This window comes from Deinococcus sp. QL22 (genome assembly GCF_023370075.1).
GTDB lineage: Bacteria > Deinococcota > Deinococci > Deinococcales > Deinococcaceae > Deinococcus.
The window spans coordinates 194123-212751 of record NZ_CP097150.1 but is presented as its reverse complement, the minus strand read 5'-3'; the positions used below and the strand labels follow the sequence as shown (position 1 = coordinate 212751).

The 18629-nt window shown below is 56.4% G+C and carries 17 protein-coding genes and 2 pseudogenes; 16 read left to right on the top strand and 3 right to left on the bottom strand.

The window, feature by feature from the left end; genetic code table 11:
• The first annotated feature begins 23 nt into the window (after nucleotides 1–23).
• The 3 genes from M1R55_RS17055 (at nucleotide 24) to M1R55_RS17045 (ending at nucleotide 3349) form a co-directional block, all read left to right on the top strand.
• Nucleotides 24–290: a hypothetical protein gene (locus M1R55_RS17055; protein WP_249394745.1), complete on the top strand. Its 267-nt coding sequence runs from the start codon at nucleotides 24–26 to the stop codon at nucleotides 288–290.
• On the top strand, nucleotides 274–618 hold the full coding sequence (locus M1R55_RS17050; protein WP_249394744.1) for a hypothetical protein: 345 nt from the start codon (nucleotides 274–276) through the stop codon (nucleotides 616–618). Before M1R55_RS17055 ends, M1R55_RS17050 begins: the two co-directional genes overlap by 17 nt.
• Nucleotides 619–1003: 385 nt before the next feature.
• The gene (locus M1R55_RS17045) at nucleotides 1004–3349 is read left to right on the top strand and encodes an AAA family ATPase (protein ID WP_249394743.1); all 2346 of its coding nucleotides are present in this window, start codon (nucleotides 1004–1006) and stop codon (nucleotides 3347–3349) included.
• Between the two features lie 347 nt (nucleotides 3350–3696).
• Here M1R55_RS17045 and M1R55_RS17040 read toward each other — a convergent pair whose 3' ends face one another.
• Nucleotides 3697–5421, bottom strand: a complete 1725-nt coding sequence (locus M1R55_RS17040; protein ID WP_249394742.1) for a DUF4209 domain-containing protein — start codon at nucleotides 5419–5421, stop codon at nucleotides 3697–3699.
• Between the two features lie 106 nt (nucleotides 5422–5527).
• On the opposite strand from M1R55_RS17040, the gene M1R55_RS17035 reads away from it, so the two are divergent.
• Entirely contained in the window at nucleotides 5528–5755 is a 228-nt protein-coding gene (locus M1R55_RS17035) for a hypothetical protein (protein WP_249394741.1), read from the top strand.
• Between the two features lie 630 nt (nucleotides 5756–6385).
• Here the strand turns inward: M1R55_RS17035 and M1R55_RS17030 are convergent.
• Nucleotides 6386–7321 (bottom strand): tyrosine-type recombinase/integrase, encoded by a 936-nt coding sequence (locus tag M1R55_RS17030; RefSeq protein WP_249394740.1) that lies wholly within the window; start codon nucleotides 7319–7321, stop codon nucleotides 6386–6388.
• Between the two features lie 133 nt (nucleotides 7322–7454).
• Here M1R55_RS17030 and M1R55_RS17025 point away from each other — a divergent pair, with 133 nt between their 5' ends.
• The 11 genes and pseudogenes from M1R55_RS17025 to M1R55_RS16975 all read left to right on the top strand — a co-directional run.
• Complete coding sequence (locus tag M1R55_RS17025; protein ID WP_249394739.1) at nucleotides 7455–7733, top strand: helix-turn-helix domain-containing protein; 279 nt, start codon at nucleotides 7455–7457, stop codon at nucleotides 7731–7733.
• A 129-nt stretch (nucleotides 7734–7862) separates the two neighbouring features.
• Nucleotides 7863–9055 (top strand): annotated as a pseudogene (locus M1R55_RS17020) (IS701 family transposase).
• 233 nt (nucleotides 9056–9288) lie between these two features.
• Nucleotides 9289–10088, top strand: a protein-coding gene (locus tag M1R55_RS17015; RefSeq protein ID WP_371827187.1) for an IS5 family transposase whose coding sequence is annotated in 2 segments (ribosomal slippage) — nucleotides 9289–9784 and nucleotides 9784–10088 — 801 coding nt in all. Because the reading frame shifts where the segments join, the coding sequence is not laid out codon by codon here.
• Nucleotides 10089–10157: 69 nt separating this feature from the next.
• Nucleotides 10158–10673: a hypothetical protein gene (locus M1R55_RS17010; RefSeq protein ID WP_249393617.1), complete on the top strand. Its 516-nt coding sequence runs from the start codon at nucleotides 10158–10160 to the stop codon at nucleotides 10671–10673.
• A gap of 178 nt (nucleotides 10674–10851) precedes the next feature.
• Complete coding sequence (locus tag M1R55_RS17005) at nucleotides 10852–11400, top strand: hypothetical protein (protein ID WP_249394738.1); 549 nt, start codon at nucleotides 10852–10854, stop codon at nucleotides 11398–11400.
• A 237-nt stretch (nucleotides 11401–11637) separates the two neighbouring features.
• Nucleotides 11638–12249 (top strand): ParA family protein, encoded by a 612-nt coding sequence (locus M1R55_RS17000; protein ID WP_249394737.1) that lies wholly within the window; start codon nucleotides 11638–11640, stop codon nucleotides 12247–12249.
• On the top strand, nucleotides 12246–12536 hold the full coding sequence (locus tag M1R55_RS16995) for a hypothetical protein (RefSeq protein ID WP_249394736.1): 291 nt from the start codon (nucleotides 12246–12248) through the stop codon (nucleotides 12534–12536). Before M1R55_RS17000 ends, M1R55_RS16995 begins: the two co-directional genes overlap by 4 nt.
• Before the next feature lie 200 nt (nucleotides 12537–12736).
• Nucleotides 12737–13039 carry an HNH endonuclease gene (locus tag M1R55_RS16990; protein ID WP_249394735.1) on the top strand — a complete coding sequence of 101 codons (303 nt, stop codon included), beginning with the start codon at nucleotides 12737–12739 and terminating at the stop codon, nucleotides 13037–13039.
• Between the two features lie 241 nt (nucleotides 13040–13280).
• Nucleotides 13281–13628, top strand: coding sequence for a hypothetical protein (locus M1R55_RS16985; RefSeq protein WP_249394734.1), 348 nt, complete (start codon nucleotides 13281–13283; stop codon nucleotides 13626–13628).
• Nucleotides 13629–13861: 233 nt separating this feature from the next.
• Nucleotides 13862–14683, top strand: coding sequence for a S9 family peptidase (locus tag M1R55_RS16980; protein WP_249394733.1), 822 nt, complete (start codon nucleotides 13862–13864; stop codon nucleotides 14681–14683).
• A gap of 21 nt (nucleotides 14684–14704) precedes the next feature.
• Nucleotides 14705–14839: pseudogene (locus tag M1R55_RS16975) on the top strand (IS4 family transposase); the annotation flags it as partial.
• Nucleotides 14840–15020: 181 nt separating this feature from the next.
• Here the strand turns inward: M1R55_RS16975 and M1R55_RS16970 are convergent.
• A complete protein-coding gene (locus tag M1R55_RS16970; RefSeq protein ID WP_249394732.1) occupies nucleotides 15021–15368 on the bottom strand; it encodes a hypothetical protein in 348 nt (115 codons plus the stop codon).
• 453 nt (nucleotides 15369–15821) lie between these two features.
• Between M1R55_RS16970 and M1R55_RS16965 the strand changes: the two genes are divergently transcribed.
• Nucleotides 15822–18344: a PAS domain S-box protein gene (locus M1R55_RS16965; protein WP_249394731.1), complete on the top strand. Its 2523-nt coding sequence runs from the start codon at nucleotides 15822–15824 to the stop codon at nucleotides 18342–18344.
• The last annotated feature ends 285 nt before the right edge of the window (nucleotides 18345–18629 follow it).

The following is an 18629-nucleotide window of genomic DNA, read 5'->3' as shown; positions in this document are numbered from 1 at the left end:
CAGAGTGCGGCTATCAGGCGGTCGTGTCCGGCGGACCAGATTCCGGGATGCGCCGGGCCTACAGTCTGACCATCAGCTGCCTGGACTGTCAGGAACTCTACGACGTGCCCTGGCTGGAACCGCACTCTGGCGATCATCCGGGCGAGGGGCTGCCAATGCGTTGGAAACAGTTGCGCCTGCGTTGTCCTGAAGACCGCGAGCACCAGTGGGAGCCGTTTGAGGGCCGTTGCCCCGTGTGCCGCACGCCACTGGACGTCCACACCGGAGGCATGAGTGTCCACTGGGACTGAACCACAAGTGGTGATGCGGGAAGTTCTCGAGGCCTACCGGGCCTCGCGGGCAGAGGGGGCGGATGCCGGAGGAGCGTTTTTCTACCTGTGGGACAGATTTACGGCCCCGTACCGGGTATTGCCCGTGGCGGAATACCGGGGTGAGCGGCACCCTCACTTCGTGATCCTGAGAATTGAGGGGCATGGCTACGAGAGTGAGGTGTGGTACCTGCGTGGCGCACACCGGGAACTCGACGCCCTTCGATTGAGTGTGATGCTGTGCAATGAAACCCGGCGTGCCCGCCAGGAAGTCTTGGCGAAGCACGGCCTCGGCGAGTGGCCCGACTGAACTTCTGTTGATTTCAGGAGGTGCTGCTGGTAACGCACTCCATTCTCCTAGAGCTGCAATTGCCTTCTTGTGCATGGTTGATTCACGTTATAGTGAACGGGTAGATTTCTACAAAATTTGTTTAAAAGTCTCGTGATGCCTAAGAATAGACGATCTAGTGACACATGAAGAATCATGGGCTATGGGGAGCGGAATATAAGTTGTATTTGTTTATTCTATAGTAGCATAATATAAAAACCTTGTTAGATTACAGATGGGACACGTGTGGTGGCGATTGAGATATGGTGCTTCAACCCTTGCACGGTAAGAAAATGCAAGAGATTTTTGTGTATTAGCTCGAGTTATCTTTAAAACTTCTAATCTTGAAACAGACATAGGGAGATTGATGAAACTCGTAAAGATCTACATACGCCACTACAAATCGTTCAACTTTGATTACGAGAAGAAGGCCATACCCACATCGAAGCCACAAGACTGGGAGACTATTGATGGACAGTGGTTCCCATTTATTCCAATTCAATTTGAGAATGACATTACCGCCATTGTAGGATCTAACGAGTCCGGCAAAAGCCATCTACTTGACGCAGTCGAAATTTTCTTATCTAAGAAACCATATCAGATGCGTGATTTTTGCCGCTATTCCACATTATTTTCCGTTGAAGAGGGGTTTCGTCGCCTCCCAGATTTTGCCGGTCTTTTTGAGGTTTCCACAGCCGAGAAACCTTTACTCAAGGAGTTTTCTATTCCTCTCAGAACTGATGGAAATCTAATGCTGTGGAGAGTAGACGAAACCAATTGGAGAGCAGTAGGTTCTCAGGGTGACTACAAAGAGTTGGATGTATTAGCTGTCGAGAGGATTTTATCGTTACTGCCCATCCCTTTCCGTTTAATCACTGACGTTGCCCTTCCCGACTCTGTCTCAATTGCTGAATTATCAGCAAGTGGCTCCACGTTCGCCCGCTCCCAGCGCAATCGACTATTTGAGCTGCTCAAAAATATTCGAACTCCCGAGGATTTACAAAGAATTACCCCCAATCTTTTGTCGACACTGGCTACTGATTCTATAGATACCTCTAAAACGTCTAAAAATGCCACACAAAACGCTTTAAGTAAACTTCTTCTTATTAAAATTGCGAAGATTGCACCGTCAACTTTTGATGACTTGTCAGAAGCCATTCAAGGTGGGTTTGAGGGGCATGTCAATGGACTTGTTCAAAAGATTAACGATTCTTTGGCGCGCCACCTTAATCTTTCAAGATGGTGGAAACAAGATTCAGAATTTAGTTTAAGGGTCTCTCCTCGTGAACACGAATTGGTCTTCACCATCAGAGACCGCACTGGGACGGACTATTCTTTCAATGAACGAAGCACTGGACTTAGGTATTTTCTGAGTTACTTTGTACAGCTTCGTGCACATGAGCGTGAAACAGGTAGGCATGAGATTCTTCTTATGGATGAGCCGGATACCTACCTTTCGGCTGTCGGTCAACAAGATCTATTAAGGGTTTTAGAAAATTACATTGATCAAGAGCCTGACAAAACCGAAAAACAGGTAGTCTATGTGACACATTCTCCTTTTCTTATCAATCGTAATGCTGCTCACCGAATACGGGTACTCGACAAAGGCAAATCGGAAGAAGGAACCCGGCTGGTGAAGGATGCCACTCGTAACCGCTATGAGCCCCTACGTTCTTCTATAGGAGCTTTTGTGGCTGAGACAGCTTTTATCGGAGGCGCAAACTTATTTGTTGAAGGGCTATCAGACCAAATCTATCTTGCTGGAATCTCCAATTATCTGCGCAACCTCGGCAAACCAGAATCAGAATTGATCAATCTAAATGAGATCACTATAGTACCGGCCGGTTCTGCTTCGACTATTCCCTACATGCTCTACCTAGCACGCGGTCAAGACGAGATTAAACCCCCTTGCGCCGTCCTTCTGGACTCCGATGCTGCTGGCGAAGATGCCCAAAAGCAGATTCAGAGAGGAGGAGCGTATCGAAAACCTCTGGTATCAAATGATTACGTTCTGATGCTCGGAGCGTGGGCCTCGTCTTCTGAAGCGTTCAGGCCAACAGAGGGTGTGGTCGTTAGAGATATAGAAGACTTGATTCCAATCAAAATAGCTGTTTCGGCTGCACGGGCTTATGCCGTGAACTTTCTAGGCTTGAGTCAAGAAGTCGCAAATGATCTTACGGAAAAGTCCGTAAAAGAGTCGATCGCGGCGAATAAAAACTCACTTTTCGATGGACTTTCTCGAAGCTTTAAGGAAAGTTTTGGGACATCTCTAGAAAAGGTCGGATTTGCAAAAGAGGTAATTAAGCTTATAGGAATCCAGACCCCAGGCCGTCGACCAGATGGCATGCCAGACTTTGAAGCAAACTTCAGCTCCCTGATCTCGCATCTGGCTGATCTCCTGCGTCAGACGATAACTGACGAGGAAGATAAGAGGAGAGATAACAGACTGCATAGAATTATAGATAGCTTTTTACGTGATTATCCGGATTCTACTACTCGAGATCGTGCCAAAATCGTTCTTAAAGACATAGAAGCTACAGCAGGCGAGTCAGAACACGGGGATCAAATAAAGAAGGTGATTGCTGGAATTCGTCGTGAACATCGTTTAGCTTCTGAGCCGTTGATTCCTGTGCAGAGTTATGAAGATTTTAAGCAGCAACTGTCAAATCTTAAATATGTCGAGCGACTCGCCCACCAAAAAGAAATACTATGAAAGGTTTGGGTTGTTGCTGCTTCTGTTCCATCTGGGGGGACATACCTGCAGAACCATGCATTTCATAGATAGCAAGTGAAGTCGAAATATTGGAGGTCGTCCACGGGTTTACCCAGCCCAACCCCTATATAGGGTCGCGCCCGATGACACGGGCAACCGTGAGACCTTCAGGGCAGCGGTGGAAAGGTTGAGTTGCGGATCGAGCATTCATTGAAGCTGAAGGGTTTCGTTTGTTCGGCGAAAGGGCATTCGTTGAATTATTGCTTGCATTTGAGTGGCGCAGTTGTATTGACCTGATTGGATCTACTGGCCTTAGGATTGACTGCCAGGACCACGGCAAGAGTCTTTCAGAGCAATCCATCCATAAAAAAGCGCAGCAACACTGCCCACGTGTATCGTCCCGAAGTTCCGTTCAACTGCCCATCCAGCGCGAGCCCATGGGCACTGACATTCCGCAGATTTTCTCCAACCTTCTCTACGAGCAGAAACCGCAGGTCAAAAACAAACAATTCACCGAGTGCCTGATTGAACACAGAGGTGTACTTTTCCTCTGTCAGGAGGGCGTTCAGAGTGTGTTCTTGCTGTACTTCAGCATGATCTAGCCCTGAGGTAACGACGCCGCTTGTATTGACCAGGTGCCGTAACCCAGCTTCCAACTGGGGCAGCAAGATGGGAATTGCTGCAAGGAAGTCGCCTTCTAAGCCGTACCAAAGCCCACGCTGGACACTGTCCTCATGCCCTACAGGAATCCGGGCATTACCGGTGACGATAAAAGCGAGGTCATGCAGACCAATGGTATGGTCATGGTGAAGTTGTGCTACCGCCGCATCAATAGCTATTACGGACAGCAACCGGGCCATCGCTGCTTGCTGGTTGATCTGGTACGTTAAATACTCCTCCTGAGTACTCAGCGTCTCCTGCAACCGTCCAGCCTGATCAGTGAGGTTCGTCGTGGCAAGCCGGTGAAACACAGTGGACTGAAGGGTATCTTGAGCAGCGCGCTTCAATTCGGAGAGAGAAGGAAGAACTGCCAGGCGCCCCAGCTGTTGCAGAGCACTCGGCAGCATGAGCCCTGTAACCTGCGCCCGGCCTGACTGCTGCTGCGTTACCACGACATCGCTCGGGATCTCAGTAGAGAACGTCTGCATGAATTCGCCTTCTGTACTCTGCAGGACGCGTATTTCTTGAAGAACGTCTTGAATCCGCTTAGGGGTTGCCCTGGCCTGCCGGAGGGCCTGTACGGCTTGCTTGAGTTCCTTCACCGCTAAAAAAGGGGGGGATCCAGGCCGAATAAAACTGCGCGCGGATTTGGTGAACGCCTCGGCAGCGGCAAGCTTTGCTTGTTGGGCCTGTTCTGAGTGCTTGGAGAGATGATGAAACGTAGCCACGTTGTCCCAATGTGTTCGGGCCATGGGCCAGTTTCCGAGCTCTTCGCAGCGACGGGCAAAAGCAGCGGCCTGTTCGGCCAGTACAGCAGGGTCTCCACGCTTAAATCTGATCATGACCTTGAAAAGGGCGTGGCTGTACCAACCGTATTGATCGTCATTGCGGTGACGCTCAAGCCCCTCCTCAACCGCGCGCAACACTTGATCCAGTTGAGGATTCTTTTTGCCAAGTTGCCGGGCCAGAATAGCCGCCCGCCGCAAACCATCAGTGACGTCATGTGGAGAAGCATTGATCCCTGTGTCGTCGCGATCTTGGGCGTACTGCATGTACGCGTCAATCGCCTTGCGGGGGAACAACGCCTCATGTGTCAGGAGCCACAGCAAATCAGCAATTCGGGCCCGGAGGCCAGCATGACGAATTTGATCCACAGCAGAACGGAGCCATTGATATTCTTCGGAACTGGACGGCCCCTGCTGGACACCACCCTCCGGACGAGGGTGCCACCCTCCCCTGAACGGAGACCGTTCGTCATCAGGCTGCAAGACCAAGTGAGCGACACCCTTCAGGGTACTGAAAAGCTGCTGTGCCTGAGGATCAGTCCCCAAGCTCGCGTGCTCCAGCTGTTCAAGCACACTGCAAACCTCATCGATAGAGAAGTCAGGGGACAGTTGTTCATTCAAGGTCAAGAAAGAATCCACAACCCCCCTACAGTATCGTCTGAGTCTTCCTGTGGATATTCTGTTGATTCTTGAGCAAAAAGATCTCCAGTACGCAAGCACAACCAACATCTAAATGGCCGAGAACTACGTGCAGAGTATTGCTGTTGGCATCTTGATCTTCTTGGGACAACGTACCGATCCAGTGCTGGAGATCTACAGCATGGCCGAAGTGATGTTGAAAGTAGTCAAGGCAAGTCCAGCTCCTGTTCAGACCAGAGGGGACATCACCTTGGTGGACGCGGCGCTAGCGCGCCAAACCGTGCAACAGTTAGATGCGCGACACCGCAAGACTGGCCTGTAGACCGCCGTCATCCTGCTGTCCCTTCTCCTTGTAGCGTTTGCCTTCTTTGTCATCTCTTGATTGCCCCAGATCAACACCAGAGCTGAACACAGCCGGGACACTTGGTAGCCAAGGAAATGACCCATCACCTTTTCTGGCGCCGCGCTGTCTGGCTTGCCAGCGAGTCAGACCCTGGCTGGCTCATGCTTGCGACTCTGGGGGTCAACACCTCGGCACTGGACTTGTGGACGGGGCATGCAGTGTCTGACAATTTTGTCCAACATGAATGAAGCCCCTGATTCCTGTGACCAGGAAGCACTTCTTGTTGTTCCATACGGTTCAACCTCCTGCCGGAGTACCGCAGGACTCGCGCATCGACAGGCTGCGTGCTGAGTCTCTGAGTTCTTGTTCTGATCGCTTTTGGCCTGGTTGATGCAGTCTGTATGGACGCCCTATCGAGAGGGCCCAGGTTTGGCTTGATCCCGTAGCCACACGGTGACGCCCCAATTTCCGTGAAGTGGAACGTTGCTGGCATCGCGAATATGGATTCAAACCTGGGCCGTTGACAGTCAGCGTCTTGGCCAGCTTTCCGAGGAGTACCCACGCGGCTGGCTTGCAGGCCGGGTATCAGTCGAAAACGCTTCACTCGTCTTACCAGTTACTGATTCGTCGCCGCAAACTTTCGTCACTCCACTTGGCATAGATGCGGGCCGTTTCCAGCGCCGAGTGTCCCAGATGCCTTGCCACATCGTCGAGGCTGGCCCCCTCGCGCATCAAGCGCGTGCCAGCGGCGTGTCTCAGCGCGTGATGCCCCCGGTACGGCACCCCAGTCCGGGTGCATAGGCGCTGCAACCGTTCGACGGCGGCTGGATAGCTGCCGCCCACGACCTGACCTTCCTTCTCGAGTGCCAACAAAGCTGTTCGCAGGGTTTCTCCGAAAACCACCCGGCGTTGTTTGCCGCCTTTGCCAAACAACACCCGCAACTCGCGGGCATCCAGCTGAATGTCGTTCCAGGTCAGAGCCAAGGCTTCACTGATCCGAAGTCCCCCGTGGGCACAGAGGAGCACCAGCGCCCGCATGCGGGCGTCTCCCCCTTCCGCCAGGGCCTGCACTTCTGCATCGGTGTAGGGTTGCCGTTTGTCCCACGCCGCCGTTTTGTCTCGGACTGGTTTGACGTCACTGAAGGGAGCGGCCTGGGTGGCCTCCGCCCAGCGAAGCGCCGCGTACAGCAAGCGAACTCCGGCCAGTTGCACGCGGGTACTGGACGGACTGAGCCCTTCAGCTTCTACCGTCCGAACAAAGCGCACGCCATCGCTGGAAGTCGCCCGTAACAAATTCACAGCCTGATCACCCGCATAGGTCAAAAATTTGACGACTGCCCAGCGGTACGCCTTCAAGGTTTTGGGACTGGTCGATGTTCCGCTGGCGCCGTGCAGGGTCAAGTAAGCCTCGGTCAAGGTCCACAAGGCTTCGGCATCCTGGTCTCTGGCCGCTTCAACAGCCCGGCGTCTCCGTTCTTCCGGCAACAGGTCATTCCACCCCTTAGCCCGGTTGAGTGCAGAACCCTGGTACAGCTGTAAGGTCATACCCCATAGATAACATACATTAACTCTGGGTAGAGCCCATACCTCTGCCTCCCCCTGATTTTGTATCCTCAATAACAGGAGGTTCACCCGTGCCCAGACCCTCCCTCTCCCCCACTGCACTGGAGTGATCTCCGTGCACCTCGCTGAGCTGCTCAAAGACCTGGTCTACCGGTTGAAGACCGGTCAATCCATTTCCCTTCCCCCTGAAGACGAGATTGAACTCCACGAAGCGGCCGCACTGCTCCGCCTTCCCCCCACTGAAGTCATGAGGCTGGGGGAAATTGGCACTCTCCCCTCTCGTCAAGTCGGCGAGCTGCTGCTGCTGCACCGCGAAGATGTGCTGGCCTATCAGCTCCAGCAGGAGAGCGCATCTGACGCTCTGCCAGAAAATTCGGCTGACTACGACGATTGAGTTCAGCGCAATGGGGCGTGTGTGCAATTGCCTTCAACTGCTCTGAGTGCTTCAAGGATCGACATGTCGAGACAGTCCTTGATCTCGCTCCTAGTACTACAGTTGCAGTTAAGAGCGTTAGCATGAGGCATGTCGAGCTCTTCCCCTCTGTCTCAACCCCATCACTGGTCGGCTGACTTGAAGGTGCTCCACCAACGGATTGCGTCCCGTTTTACCCGCAGTGAACAACGTCAGCGGGCCTTCGCATACTTGCAGGCTCTCCTCAGCCCTGTTGAGCGCAAGAACGGCTGGCAGATCGCCGAGCAGATCGGTGAGCGCACGCCCTTCGGCGTGCAACGCTTGTTGTCCACGGCGCAGTGGGATGCGGAGGTCGTTCGTGACGACCTCCGCGAGTACGTCCTCGAACACCTTCAGACCCCCGAAGCGGTGCTGATCCTCGATGAAACCGGCTTTCTCAAGAAGGGCACGCAATCCGCTGGTGTCCAACGGCAGTACAGCGGCACTGCGGGGCGAGTTGAAAACTGTCAAATTGGGGTCTTCCTCGCCTACGCCACGCCTCATGGCACTGCCCTGATCGACCGCGAGCTCTTTTTGCCCAAAAGCTGGGTGGATGATCCTGCCCGGTGTGCAGCGGCTCAGATTCCTGAGACTGTTGGGGCCGCGACCAAGCCACAACTCGCGCTCGCCATGCTTGAGCGGGCTTTTACAGGCGGCGTACACGCCGCCTGGGTCACTGGCGACGCGGTGTATTCGGCTTCCAACGTCCGTAGCTTCCTCGAACAGCGTCAGCAACCATATGTCTTGGCGGTGGCGTCAAATTGTCATGTGTGGACTTGGGACCAGTCTGGTCCCAAGCAAACCAGGTGGCTGACGTCGCCCAGCAGTTTGAGCCGGATCAGTGGCAGACCTGGAGTGCCGGTTCCGGGAGCAAGGGAGACCGCCTCTTTGAGTGGGCTTGGGTCAGTGTCACCGAATTGATGGGTCCCGCCGTGTCGGCGGGACTCGGGCCGATCCTGCCAGCTGGATTCGAGCGTTGGGTGCTGGTTCGTCGCTCGCTCAAAGACCCCACAGACCTCGCGTATTACCTGGCCTTCGCACCCTCAAGCACGACCTTGCCAGAGGTCGTGCAGGCCGCTGGATCACGGTGGGCGATAGAAGTGGCCTTTGAGATGGCCAAGGGTGAGGTGGGGTTGGATCACTATGAAGTGCGCTCGTGGGTGGGCTGGTACCGACATATCACGCTAGCCCTGTTGGCCCACGCTTTCCTGACCGTGGTCACCGCCCACGAAAAAAAGGGGGGTCAGTCAACGACCCGGAGTTGATTCCATTGACGGTTCCTGAGGTGCGCCGTCTGTTGCGCTTGGTTCTCCCGCAGCACCAGCTCAACCTGCGGATCTGGGAGTGGTCGGGGTGGCGACGACGCCACCAGGCACGAGCCCAACGGTGTCATCGCCAACGTCAACAACGCTGGCTCTCCTCCCGCTAACTGCAACTGTAGTACTAGGGTCTGTAGGCCAAGGGTTGAAATTTGAGGGAATGAGCGTATCTTTTCGTGCTGTGGCGCGAAGAAATCACGGATGAACAGTGGCAACGTCTGGAACCCCTCCTCCCAGCCCGCTTCGGTCTGGGACGTCCTTATTTAGAGCATCGACCCATCGTCAGTGGCATCCTCTGGGTCCTCAGAACAGGTGCGCCGTGGCGCGACGTCCCAGAGCGCTTCGGCAAATGGACCACGATCGCCAGTCGGTTCCGTCGCTGGACTGCCAAAGGCCTTTGGCAGCAGGTCTGGGCCGAATTGCAACGCCAGGCTGACCGGAAAGGTCAGCTTGACTGGTCAATGCATTTTGTCGATGGCACTGTAGTTCGAGCACATCCATGTGCTGCAGGCGCACGTGGAGGCCAAGCCGAAGAAGCTCTGGGAAGATCCCGGGGTGGCTTCAGCACCAAGATCCATCTACGTGCAGAAGGGCACGGAAAGCCCATGGCGTTCGTCCTGAGTGGTGGAGAACGGCATGAATCCAAATACCTACAACCTCTGCTGGAGAAGGTGCTGTGGTACGCGCCGGACGGGGCCGCCCGCGGATTCGTCCTGATCGCATCGTGGGCGATCAAGGCTACAGCTACACCACTGTTCGGAAGTATCTGCACAGCCGTGGCATTCGAGTCACGATTCCCAGGCGTAAAGACCAGGGTTCTGATCTGTGCTTCGATCCTGCTGTCTACAAAGAGCGGAACAAAGTGGAGCGCCTGGTCAACCGCTTCAAACACTTTCGCAGGATCGCGACTCGTTATGACAAACGGGCCCGGAGTTATCAAGCATGGCTCCAAGTGGCGGCGATCCTCTTGTGGCTCTGAGATGTGGAGAGCTTGACTGCACCTTCAGTAGCCTGAAAAATTCGGCCGAAGTCTGTCATCGTCAACGCCATGGGTTGTGATCTACACGAGCATTTTGAGGTTCGAAAAGACGACGGCTGGAAAAGAATTCAGGTGCTCCCAGATCTGGACTGGGACACGGCCACTCCGGAACAGGAAGAAGCCTACTGGCGCTTGCCGCTGTTTATCGGTCGCGATTACGATCTCTTTGCGATCCTGGGTGGTGTGCGGAACCGAATGAATGTGCGCCCGATCTCCCCGTGCCGTGGGATCCCAGACGACGTGAGTGATGAAGTTCGCGATGCTTGGCGGGCAGCACAGCACTATCCAGAGGTGCACAGTCCATCGTGGCTTTCCCTGCACGAGCTGTTGACGTTTGATTGGGATCCGCCTCTCGTGCGCTTGGAGCCCATTGCTGATCAAGACGCACGAGAGGCTCGGCCGGAGATGGTGACCTACCGTGATGCAGTTGCAGACACGAGGTTTGTGACCGAAGGTTTGACGCAGCTTCAAGCGTTCGTGGACGATCCCCACGATTTGCGAATGGTGTTCTGGTTTGACAGCTGACACAGCTGATGATCCAAACGCAACCCAAAGACGGAGGCGTATCCCTGCCCCTTGGCCTACAGACCCTAGTTCTGTGTCCAGTGCGCTTTGTCACTCCAGCCCAGCTCTCCCTTCGGCTCGATCAAGGGCATCCCATTTTAAGTCACGCTGAGCAACGCCGGGACATACAGTGTCAGGCATGAGCGCCCCGCCTTCTCCTGACGCCTCCTTGGCCGTGCATATGACCGTGGTTCAGGGCAGTCGAGACGACACGCGTCTTCTGACTGTTGCCCTCGGGACTGGCATGGTGACGGCGATGGTCAGCTTGTTGCTCGTGATAGGGGACCCCGACGCACCACTGGACTCAGTGGGCACAGCTCTCTTTCTTGGTGGCCTCCTGTTGACGTTCGTGCTGGGGCTTGGGACCTCGGTCCTGGTGGGGGTCCTGTGGTCCTGGATCAGACGAACTCGACGCCGTAGACAGGGCATTCCGCGAGCATTTTCCAGCCTTGACGTCCCCGTGCTCATCGGACCAGCTGGGCTGGACATCAAAGGGCTGGGCGTCGTGCCCTGGGCCGAGATCACCGACATCACAGAAGGCCCTGATGAGAACGGGACCATCCTCGCGACGTGCAAAGGACCCTATGACCTGATGTTGACGGTGAGTTATAGGGACCTGAGCAGGACCCATGACGTGGTGGCCCTGATACAAAGGTACACCCGTCACCACGTGCCGGCTCAGGCCTAAGCGCGGCGCACTTCGACCAAGTGAGGACCATCGGATCCTTGGGTGACCTCGGTGACCCCATCCAATTCTGGCTTGATCTTGTACCTGTTCCAGTCTCTCCACATTTGATTGGACAGTGGATTAGTGCCAAAGAATGTCGGTATGAACTGATGGAATTTCATAATTACAAAATTCTGTCAGTTCGTACTTTTAAAGTTAGGCACAGCTGTCTGTGCGGCTGGGCTTAGAATCGAAAGAATGATTATTACCGTGGCTGGATTTAAGGGCGGGGTCGGCAAAACCACTACCGCAGTGCACTTGGCTGCTTACCTTCAAGGTTTGGCTCCCACCATGTTGGTCGATGGCGACGCCAACCGAAGCGCGTCGCTCTGGGCCTCTCATGACGGATTGCCCTTCACCGTCATCCCCGAAGCACAAGCGATGAAATATTCCCGGCAGTTCGAACACATCGTGATTGACACCGGCGCACGTCCCAACACGGACGAGCTCAAAGACCTGGTGGGGGGCTGCGACCTGTTGGTGTTGCCGACCAATCCCGAGGCCATGAGCTTGGATGCCCTGCTGCAAACCACTGAAGCCCTGCAAACTCTGGGAGGTCAATACCGAATCCTGTTGACCCTCGTGCCGCCTTCGCCTTCCAAAGAAGGCGAAGAGGCCCGCAGCCTGTTGGAATCTGAAGAGCTCCCGGTCATGCGCGCCTCTATTCGCCAGACCTCGGCCTTCCGGCATGCCAGTGCGGGGGGCGTTCCGGTCTACGCCCTCAAAGGCTCACGCGCGGCCAAAGTGGCTTGGCTGGATTATGAGCGGGCTGCCCAAGAAATTGTCGCGGCCATCGGAGTTCGTGCGTGACGGGGAGCAAGTTCTCTGGCCTCAAAACCATGCGGGAGCGCCGCGCACAGGAGGGAGAAGAGCTTCCGACGGAACGGGCCACTCCCTCTGGCACTCCTCCAGCTGTCAGTGAACCACCCCGCCGTGTGGGACGACCCCCAGGTAAACGGTCCAATCCAGACTACCAACAAGTCACCGTGCTGCTCCATGGACAGACCTACCTCGACACCCGCAAGCGCCTGCTGGACGAGCGGAAAGAAGTGAGCGAGCTGATCAACGAACTCTTGAGCGACTGGCTAAAAAGATGAAATTATAAAATTTCAGCTGTGCAAAATTCCAAACAGCTGCTATTCTTGATGGGCAGCTTGGAGTAGTTGTCACCCAAGTCAGAAAGGTCATTTCCTTAGATTAGGCGAAGTTGACGCTCCCAAGAGGGGAGAGGGGACCGTAAGGGCGGTCTTGTAGACGAACTCTCAGAGCATCCTCTATTCATGCGAAGGAGCCCCCGATGCGCAAGAAGTACGCCACCATATGGAATTCGGAGCAGCGCCGCTCAACCCTATTCCACCGTGCCGTAGCGGCTGAATTGCTGGGGCGTCCGCTTGATTCTGCAGAAGTAGTGCATCACATTGACGGCAATTCACTCAACAACAGTCCTGACAATCTGCTGGTATTGCGCAGCCAACGCCATCACGCCTCGCTGGAGCAGTACCTGCGGCGTGCACGTCGTGGACAGCCCACCCTCTTTCCCTCTCTGCCCGAAGGCATCCGGGAGTGGTCAAGAGGTACCCTTTTTCAACAGCTCCAATAAATGCTGGCATCGTGGAAGCTGAAGTGCCCCAAAAATTGGACAGTGTATCTGTGCATTGACTCCGCTGGAGCGTGCTCCGCGTATAGCCGTTAATGTTACGGATCACGCTATTTGCACCTGAAACCAGATTCTTTGCAACTGAACCAAAACGGAGGACGGGATCACGACCACCTATCAGTTGTCAAGCTATCCGCAGACCTCGGCTGACTACCTCCGTATGTATCGTGAGGCGGGCCTGAGCGTGAAGCGCAGCGCGCAGGCCCATCCCAGTTCGGTCGCGTATCAAGAAGCGCTTGCCTCAATCAAGACGGAGCACGTCGATTTCGACATTTATCTGGACGCTCCCGGCGGCGCAGTCGCGCCAGACATCTTGCAAACGGCAGAGGATGTGCTGTCCAGGATCGTGGAACTTGATGCCGCGGCCAGGGCAATGCTGACCGGTCCGAGTTATGAAGAATTTCTGGCGTTCGTCGACATCACGCGGGAGGAGATCGAGTTGCACTACTATGCTGACACCGTCAACACAGAGTGGGGTGCCTTTTTCGTGCGTGACGAGCACGGTGAATTCAAATTCGACACGCTGGGCTGACCTCAGCGAGAGGTTTCCTCCACCTCCCTCGAGAGTCCCTCTCCCTCGCCGAAGAGCGCCGCCTCGCGGCGAGGAGAAGTTGGTCGCAGCAGGGCGACGTGCCCGGTATATCGCCCTTCCACACCACCTCATGGATGCAACCCTCCACTGCGATCCATAGCTCATAGAGTCAGCTGAATGCTTGGCGCAGATTTTTGGACGAAGTCTCAGTTCACCCCGTTTACACTGGGGCCATGAAAAAACTCGGATGGTTGCTGCCCTTCGTTCTGGCGTCGAGTGGATTGGCCATTGAGTCCAGCGTGACTATTGCGGGCCATATCCCCGGCACGATGTCCCTCCCAGCCCAGCCGAGCGGCAAGGCCCCTGCGGTGCTGCTCCTGCACGGTTTCGCCAGCCAGAAGGACGAGGTGGGCGACATGTACAAGAACTTAGCCGCTCAGCTGGCCGCCCAGGGCGTGGCCTCGCTCAGGATCGACTTCCAGGGCAGCGGGGCCAGCAAGATTCCCTTTGAGCAGATGACGTTTACCAACCAGGTGTCGGACGCTCAGGCGGCTTTCGAGTATCTGAAGGGCCGCCCCGAAGTGGACGCTGCACGCCTGGGCCTACTGGGCTTCAGCATGGGCGGCGGCGTCGCCATCAAGCTTGCGGCCAATGCGGCCAACCCGGTGAAATCGCTGGCGCTGTGGTCCAGTACCAGCAGCCGCAGCCTGGCGGACATTGAGTCCGGATCCAGGGCCACGGCGGAGAAAGAAGGCGTGGTGGACGTCGATCTTGGTTTTACCAAGATCAAACTGGGCAAAGCGTTTTACGGCAGCATTCAGGCCCAGGATCTGGAAGGCGATATCGGGAAGTTCAGGGGCAACACGATGCTCGTTTACGGCACCGCCGATCCGCTGTCGGGGAATGCGCCGTACTTCCTGTACAACTTGGGAGGCAAGGTTCGCAATCTGGTCCTGATCGACGGGGCGGACCACATCTACCACGTCCTGACGGACGACAAGAGCGAGAGCAACCAGGTGATCGACACCACCGTGAACTGGTTCAGGGGTCTATAGACCGGGCCAAGGCCAAGCAGGGAGATGCTGTATTTGGCGTATCAAGGGTACGCCAGAAGGAATTTGCTGCGCTGTTCACAGCGCTGGCACACTGAAAATCTCCATGCCGCACTCAAAACCAGAGGTTTCAGCCTAGAGGACACCGGATTGACCCGTTTTAAGTGCGAGCTCAGCGTTGAGAACGCCATCACCGATTTTCAAGCACTGCCCTGTCGATGAGGTCTCAAGCTGCTTGGCAGGTCAAAGGCCAGACCCTCCTTCCTGATGGCAACAAGACGAATCAGAACGTGAATTCAACGCAAAGCAGGGGGGTCAACGCCCCTTAAGGGTGCAGAACTTACCGTAAGGCACTGCCCTGATGGTAGTGAACCGCCTGCTGGCGCAGGATGTCGGTTCCGATGTTCTCCTCGTAGGAGTTGAGGGTCAGTCCGTCCTCGAAGGGTTCCCGGTACTGGAGGGAGGCGTCGTTCCAGCCGTCGGAGCCGCGGGTGGCGCGGTCGATCAGAACGCTGGGTTTGTTGGTCAGGGTGGGAGCGGCTCCTGGGGCAACAGCGGGGAAGTGCCCCGCTGCTACGTCCGCCCGCAAGACCCATGGCCACGCTTTGGTGGGCAACCGGTCGTGCCGCTGCAGCGGGCTGCCATACCGGGCGGCCTGGTCATGATTACCGCCGGTGGGGAGTTTCACCCCGCCCCGAAGGATGGCTTGCGCCGAGAAGCACTTTAACAAACAAAGCAGGCCGCAGAATGTAGCCAGCTCGTTGGATCAGGGATGACGGAGCGAAACCTGCCCCTACCGTCCCCTGAGGGAGTCTGAGATACTGGGTTCATGACCACCCTCACTTCAGGCCCATCATGGCTTGAGCCTGAGTACCTCTCCCTGCTGAACATGTTGCCCTGCCTAGCCTGGCTCCTTGACCCGCAAGGGCACGTCCAGGCGGTCAACACGGCCTTCAGCGCCTCTTTTCCCGAGTCTGTACCTGGCCTGCTCAATCAGCCTGTAGCGCGGTTCCTGAGCCCTGATCGACTGGACTCAGCCCTCTCTGGGTGGGACACCAGTTTACACACCGGGATCCCGTTGCACCTGCAACTCACTCTTCCCGCTGAGGGTGAATCTGTCCCCCTTACTTTTCAAGCGCAAGTGACATGTCTGCCGGGAACAGCGGGCGTCTGGTTGGTCACCCTTATTTCAGCTCCCCGCCGCGGCCAGCTGGATCTGCAGCGGGAGTCGCATGCGCTGGAGACGCTCAACCGCATCCAGCACACCATCTCGGCGGAACTCGATTTGGAGAAGGTGGTTCAAGCGGTCACCGACGCGGGAGTGGAACTGACTGGGGCGCAGTTTGGGGCGTTCTTTTACACCATCAACACCCATCAGGGTGAGCCGATGACGCTGTACACGCTGTCGGGCGCCCCGAGAGAAGCGTTCGCCCAATACCCGCTCCCGCGCATGACGCAGGTGTTCGGACCCACATTCCGCAATGAACGCGTCGTGCGCTCAGATGACATCACCCAAGATGCCCGGTACGCGCACAATGCGCCTTATCACGGTATGCCCGCCGGACATCTGCCTGTACGCAGTTACCTGGCCGTGCCCGTCGTGGCGTCCAATGGCCAGGTCATAGGTGGTTTTTTCTTCGGGCACGAGCACGCGGGCGTGTTTGGCGAGCAGTCTGAACAGTTGGCCGTCAGCCTCGCAGCTCAGGCAGCCGTGGCGTTTCAGAATGCCCAACTCTACCGGAGCGCTCGGCTGAGCGAGCTGCGTTTCCGGTCATTGGTGGAAGCGACTTCGCAGATGGTCTGGACGTGCGCCCCCACCGGCGAATTTGTGACGCCGCAAGCTGATTGGCAACGGTTCACTGGGCAGACGGAGCAAGAAGCGCTGGGGTGGGGTTGGCTCGAAGCTGTTCATCCTGACGACCAGGAGCACACCCGCCAAGCCTGGCGTCAGGCGGCTGAACTGCAGCGCCCTTACCAGGTGGAATGCCGGGTGCGCCGCTCGGACGGCGCCTACCGGTTCATGCAGGCGCGCGCGACCCCCGTGCAAACCGGGGGCGGTTCAGTCAACGAATGGATCGGAGTGCACGAGGACATCACAGAGCGCCGCGACGCCGAGCAGCAGCTTCGTGACCGCGAAGCCCGCTATCAGGCGCTGGTTGAGCATGCGGTTGTGGGCGTGAGTCGACTGACGCCTGAGGGGATATGCCTGGACATCAACCCCGCTGGGACGGCATTCCTGGGATATAGCCGTGAGGCTCTGATCGGGGGGCATATCGAAGGCGTCACGCATCCCGATGACCGACAACTCACGGCACGCGCCATTCAGCGCCTGCTCAAGGGTGAGGTGGAGGCGGTGACCGTGGAGAAGCGCTACCTCCGACCAGATGGGTCGGTGGTCTGGTCGAACTCCAGCGTCTCAGCCGTCCACCAAGAGGATGGAGCGGTGGCCTACCTGGTGGTCACCATGTCTGACATCACCGCCCTTAAGCAGGCTGAAGCTGAACTGCTTCGGCTGAATGCAGACCTCGAAGTCAGAATCGGGCAGCGCACCACTGAACTGGAACAGGAGCGCGGTTTCCTGCGCACGTTGCTGGAGAGTCTTACCGAAGGAATCGTGGCCTGTGACGCACAGGGTCAACTGTCGGTCTTTAACGATGTAACGCGTCAATTCCACGGCCTGCCACCGGAAGCGGCGCTGCCTGCAGTCGACTGGGCCGCGCATTACAGTCTTTACCGGGACGATGGGGTTACGCCTCTACCCACCGAGGAAATCCCTCTGGTTCGGGCATTTCAGGGCCAGCAGGTTCGTGACCAAGCGATGGTGATTGCACCGGCACAGGGAGCGAGACGTTGGGTCAACGCGAACGGCAACCCCATGTACAGTGCAACCGGCGAAAAAGTGGGCGCTGTGGTCGCCATGCAGGACGTGACTGAGCGGCGGTTGGCGGAGCAAGAGATCCGCCGGGTGAACGCCGAACTTCAGCGCAGCAATGCGGATCTCGAACATTTCGCAGCGGTCGCCTCACACGACCTGAAAGCGCCCCTTCGTACCATCACGAGTTTTCTGCAGTTGCTGGAGCGGCGGTACGCAGGGCAGCTGGACGAGAAGGGCAACAAGTACATCGCCTTCACTGTGGAGGCCGCCGCACGCATGGACGCATTGATTGACGATCTGTTGGCCTACTCCCGCGTTGGACGGCACCGCACCATCACGACCTTGGATCCGGAACAACTCATGCAGCGAGTCGCCGACAACCTGAGCGCCACCTTCCAGGAGAAAAGTGCGCGGCTGATTGTGGGGCCCTTACCAGCGGTGCAGGGAGACGGCACCCAGTTGCAGCAGGTATTGCAGAATCTGGTGGGCAATGCCATCAAATTTCAACCGCCGGGCCGAACGCCTGAAGTGGACATCTCTGCTAGGTCGGATGGGGTCTGGGTGCATTTTCAAGTGAGGGACAACGGCATTGGGATTGCCCCTGAGCACTTTGAAACGGTCTTTGGCTTGTTTCAACAGGTGCACGGCACCATAGAGTACGCGGGATCGGGTCTGGGTCTAGCCATTGTCCGCAAAATTGTCGAAGAGCATGGGGGGCGGACTTGGGTGACTTCCGTTGAAGGCGAGGGGACAACCTTTCACTTCACACTGCCAAGCAGCGACGTGTAGCTCTGAAGGTTGTGTGAGGTGGTGGACTCTCGGTGGGTGTCAGGTCAACTTGGCGTGCCCCCAAAAACTGGACGGGGTGAAGTCGAGAGGAAGGCTCGCCATCGCAGCCGTGGTTTGTCAGACTGAAACGTCAGGAGACGTCAGCGAGTCCGGTACATTTGCCTCGCAGACCGACTGCTCCCTGGGCTTGATGTCTTGCTCAACTCGGCAGGAATCAATCACGACACGATTGGCGCACAGGTGTAGGGAAAGCGGTGAGACACCACGTTCGGCATGCTGAGTGAT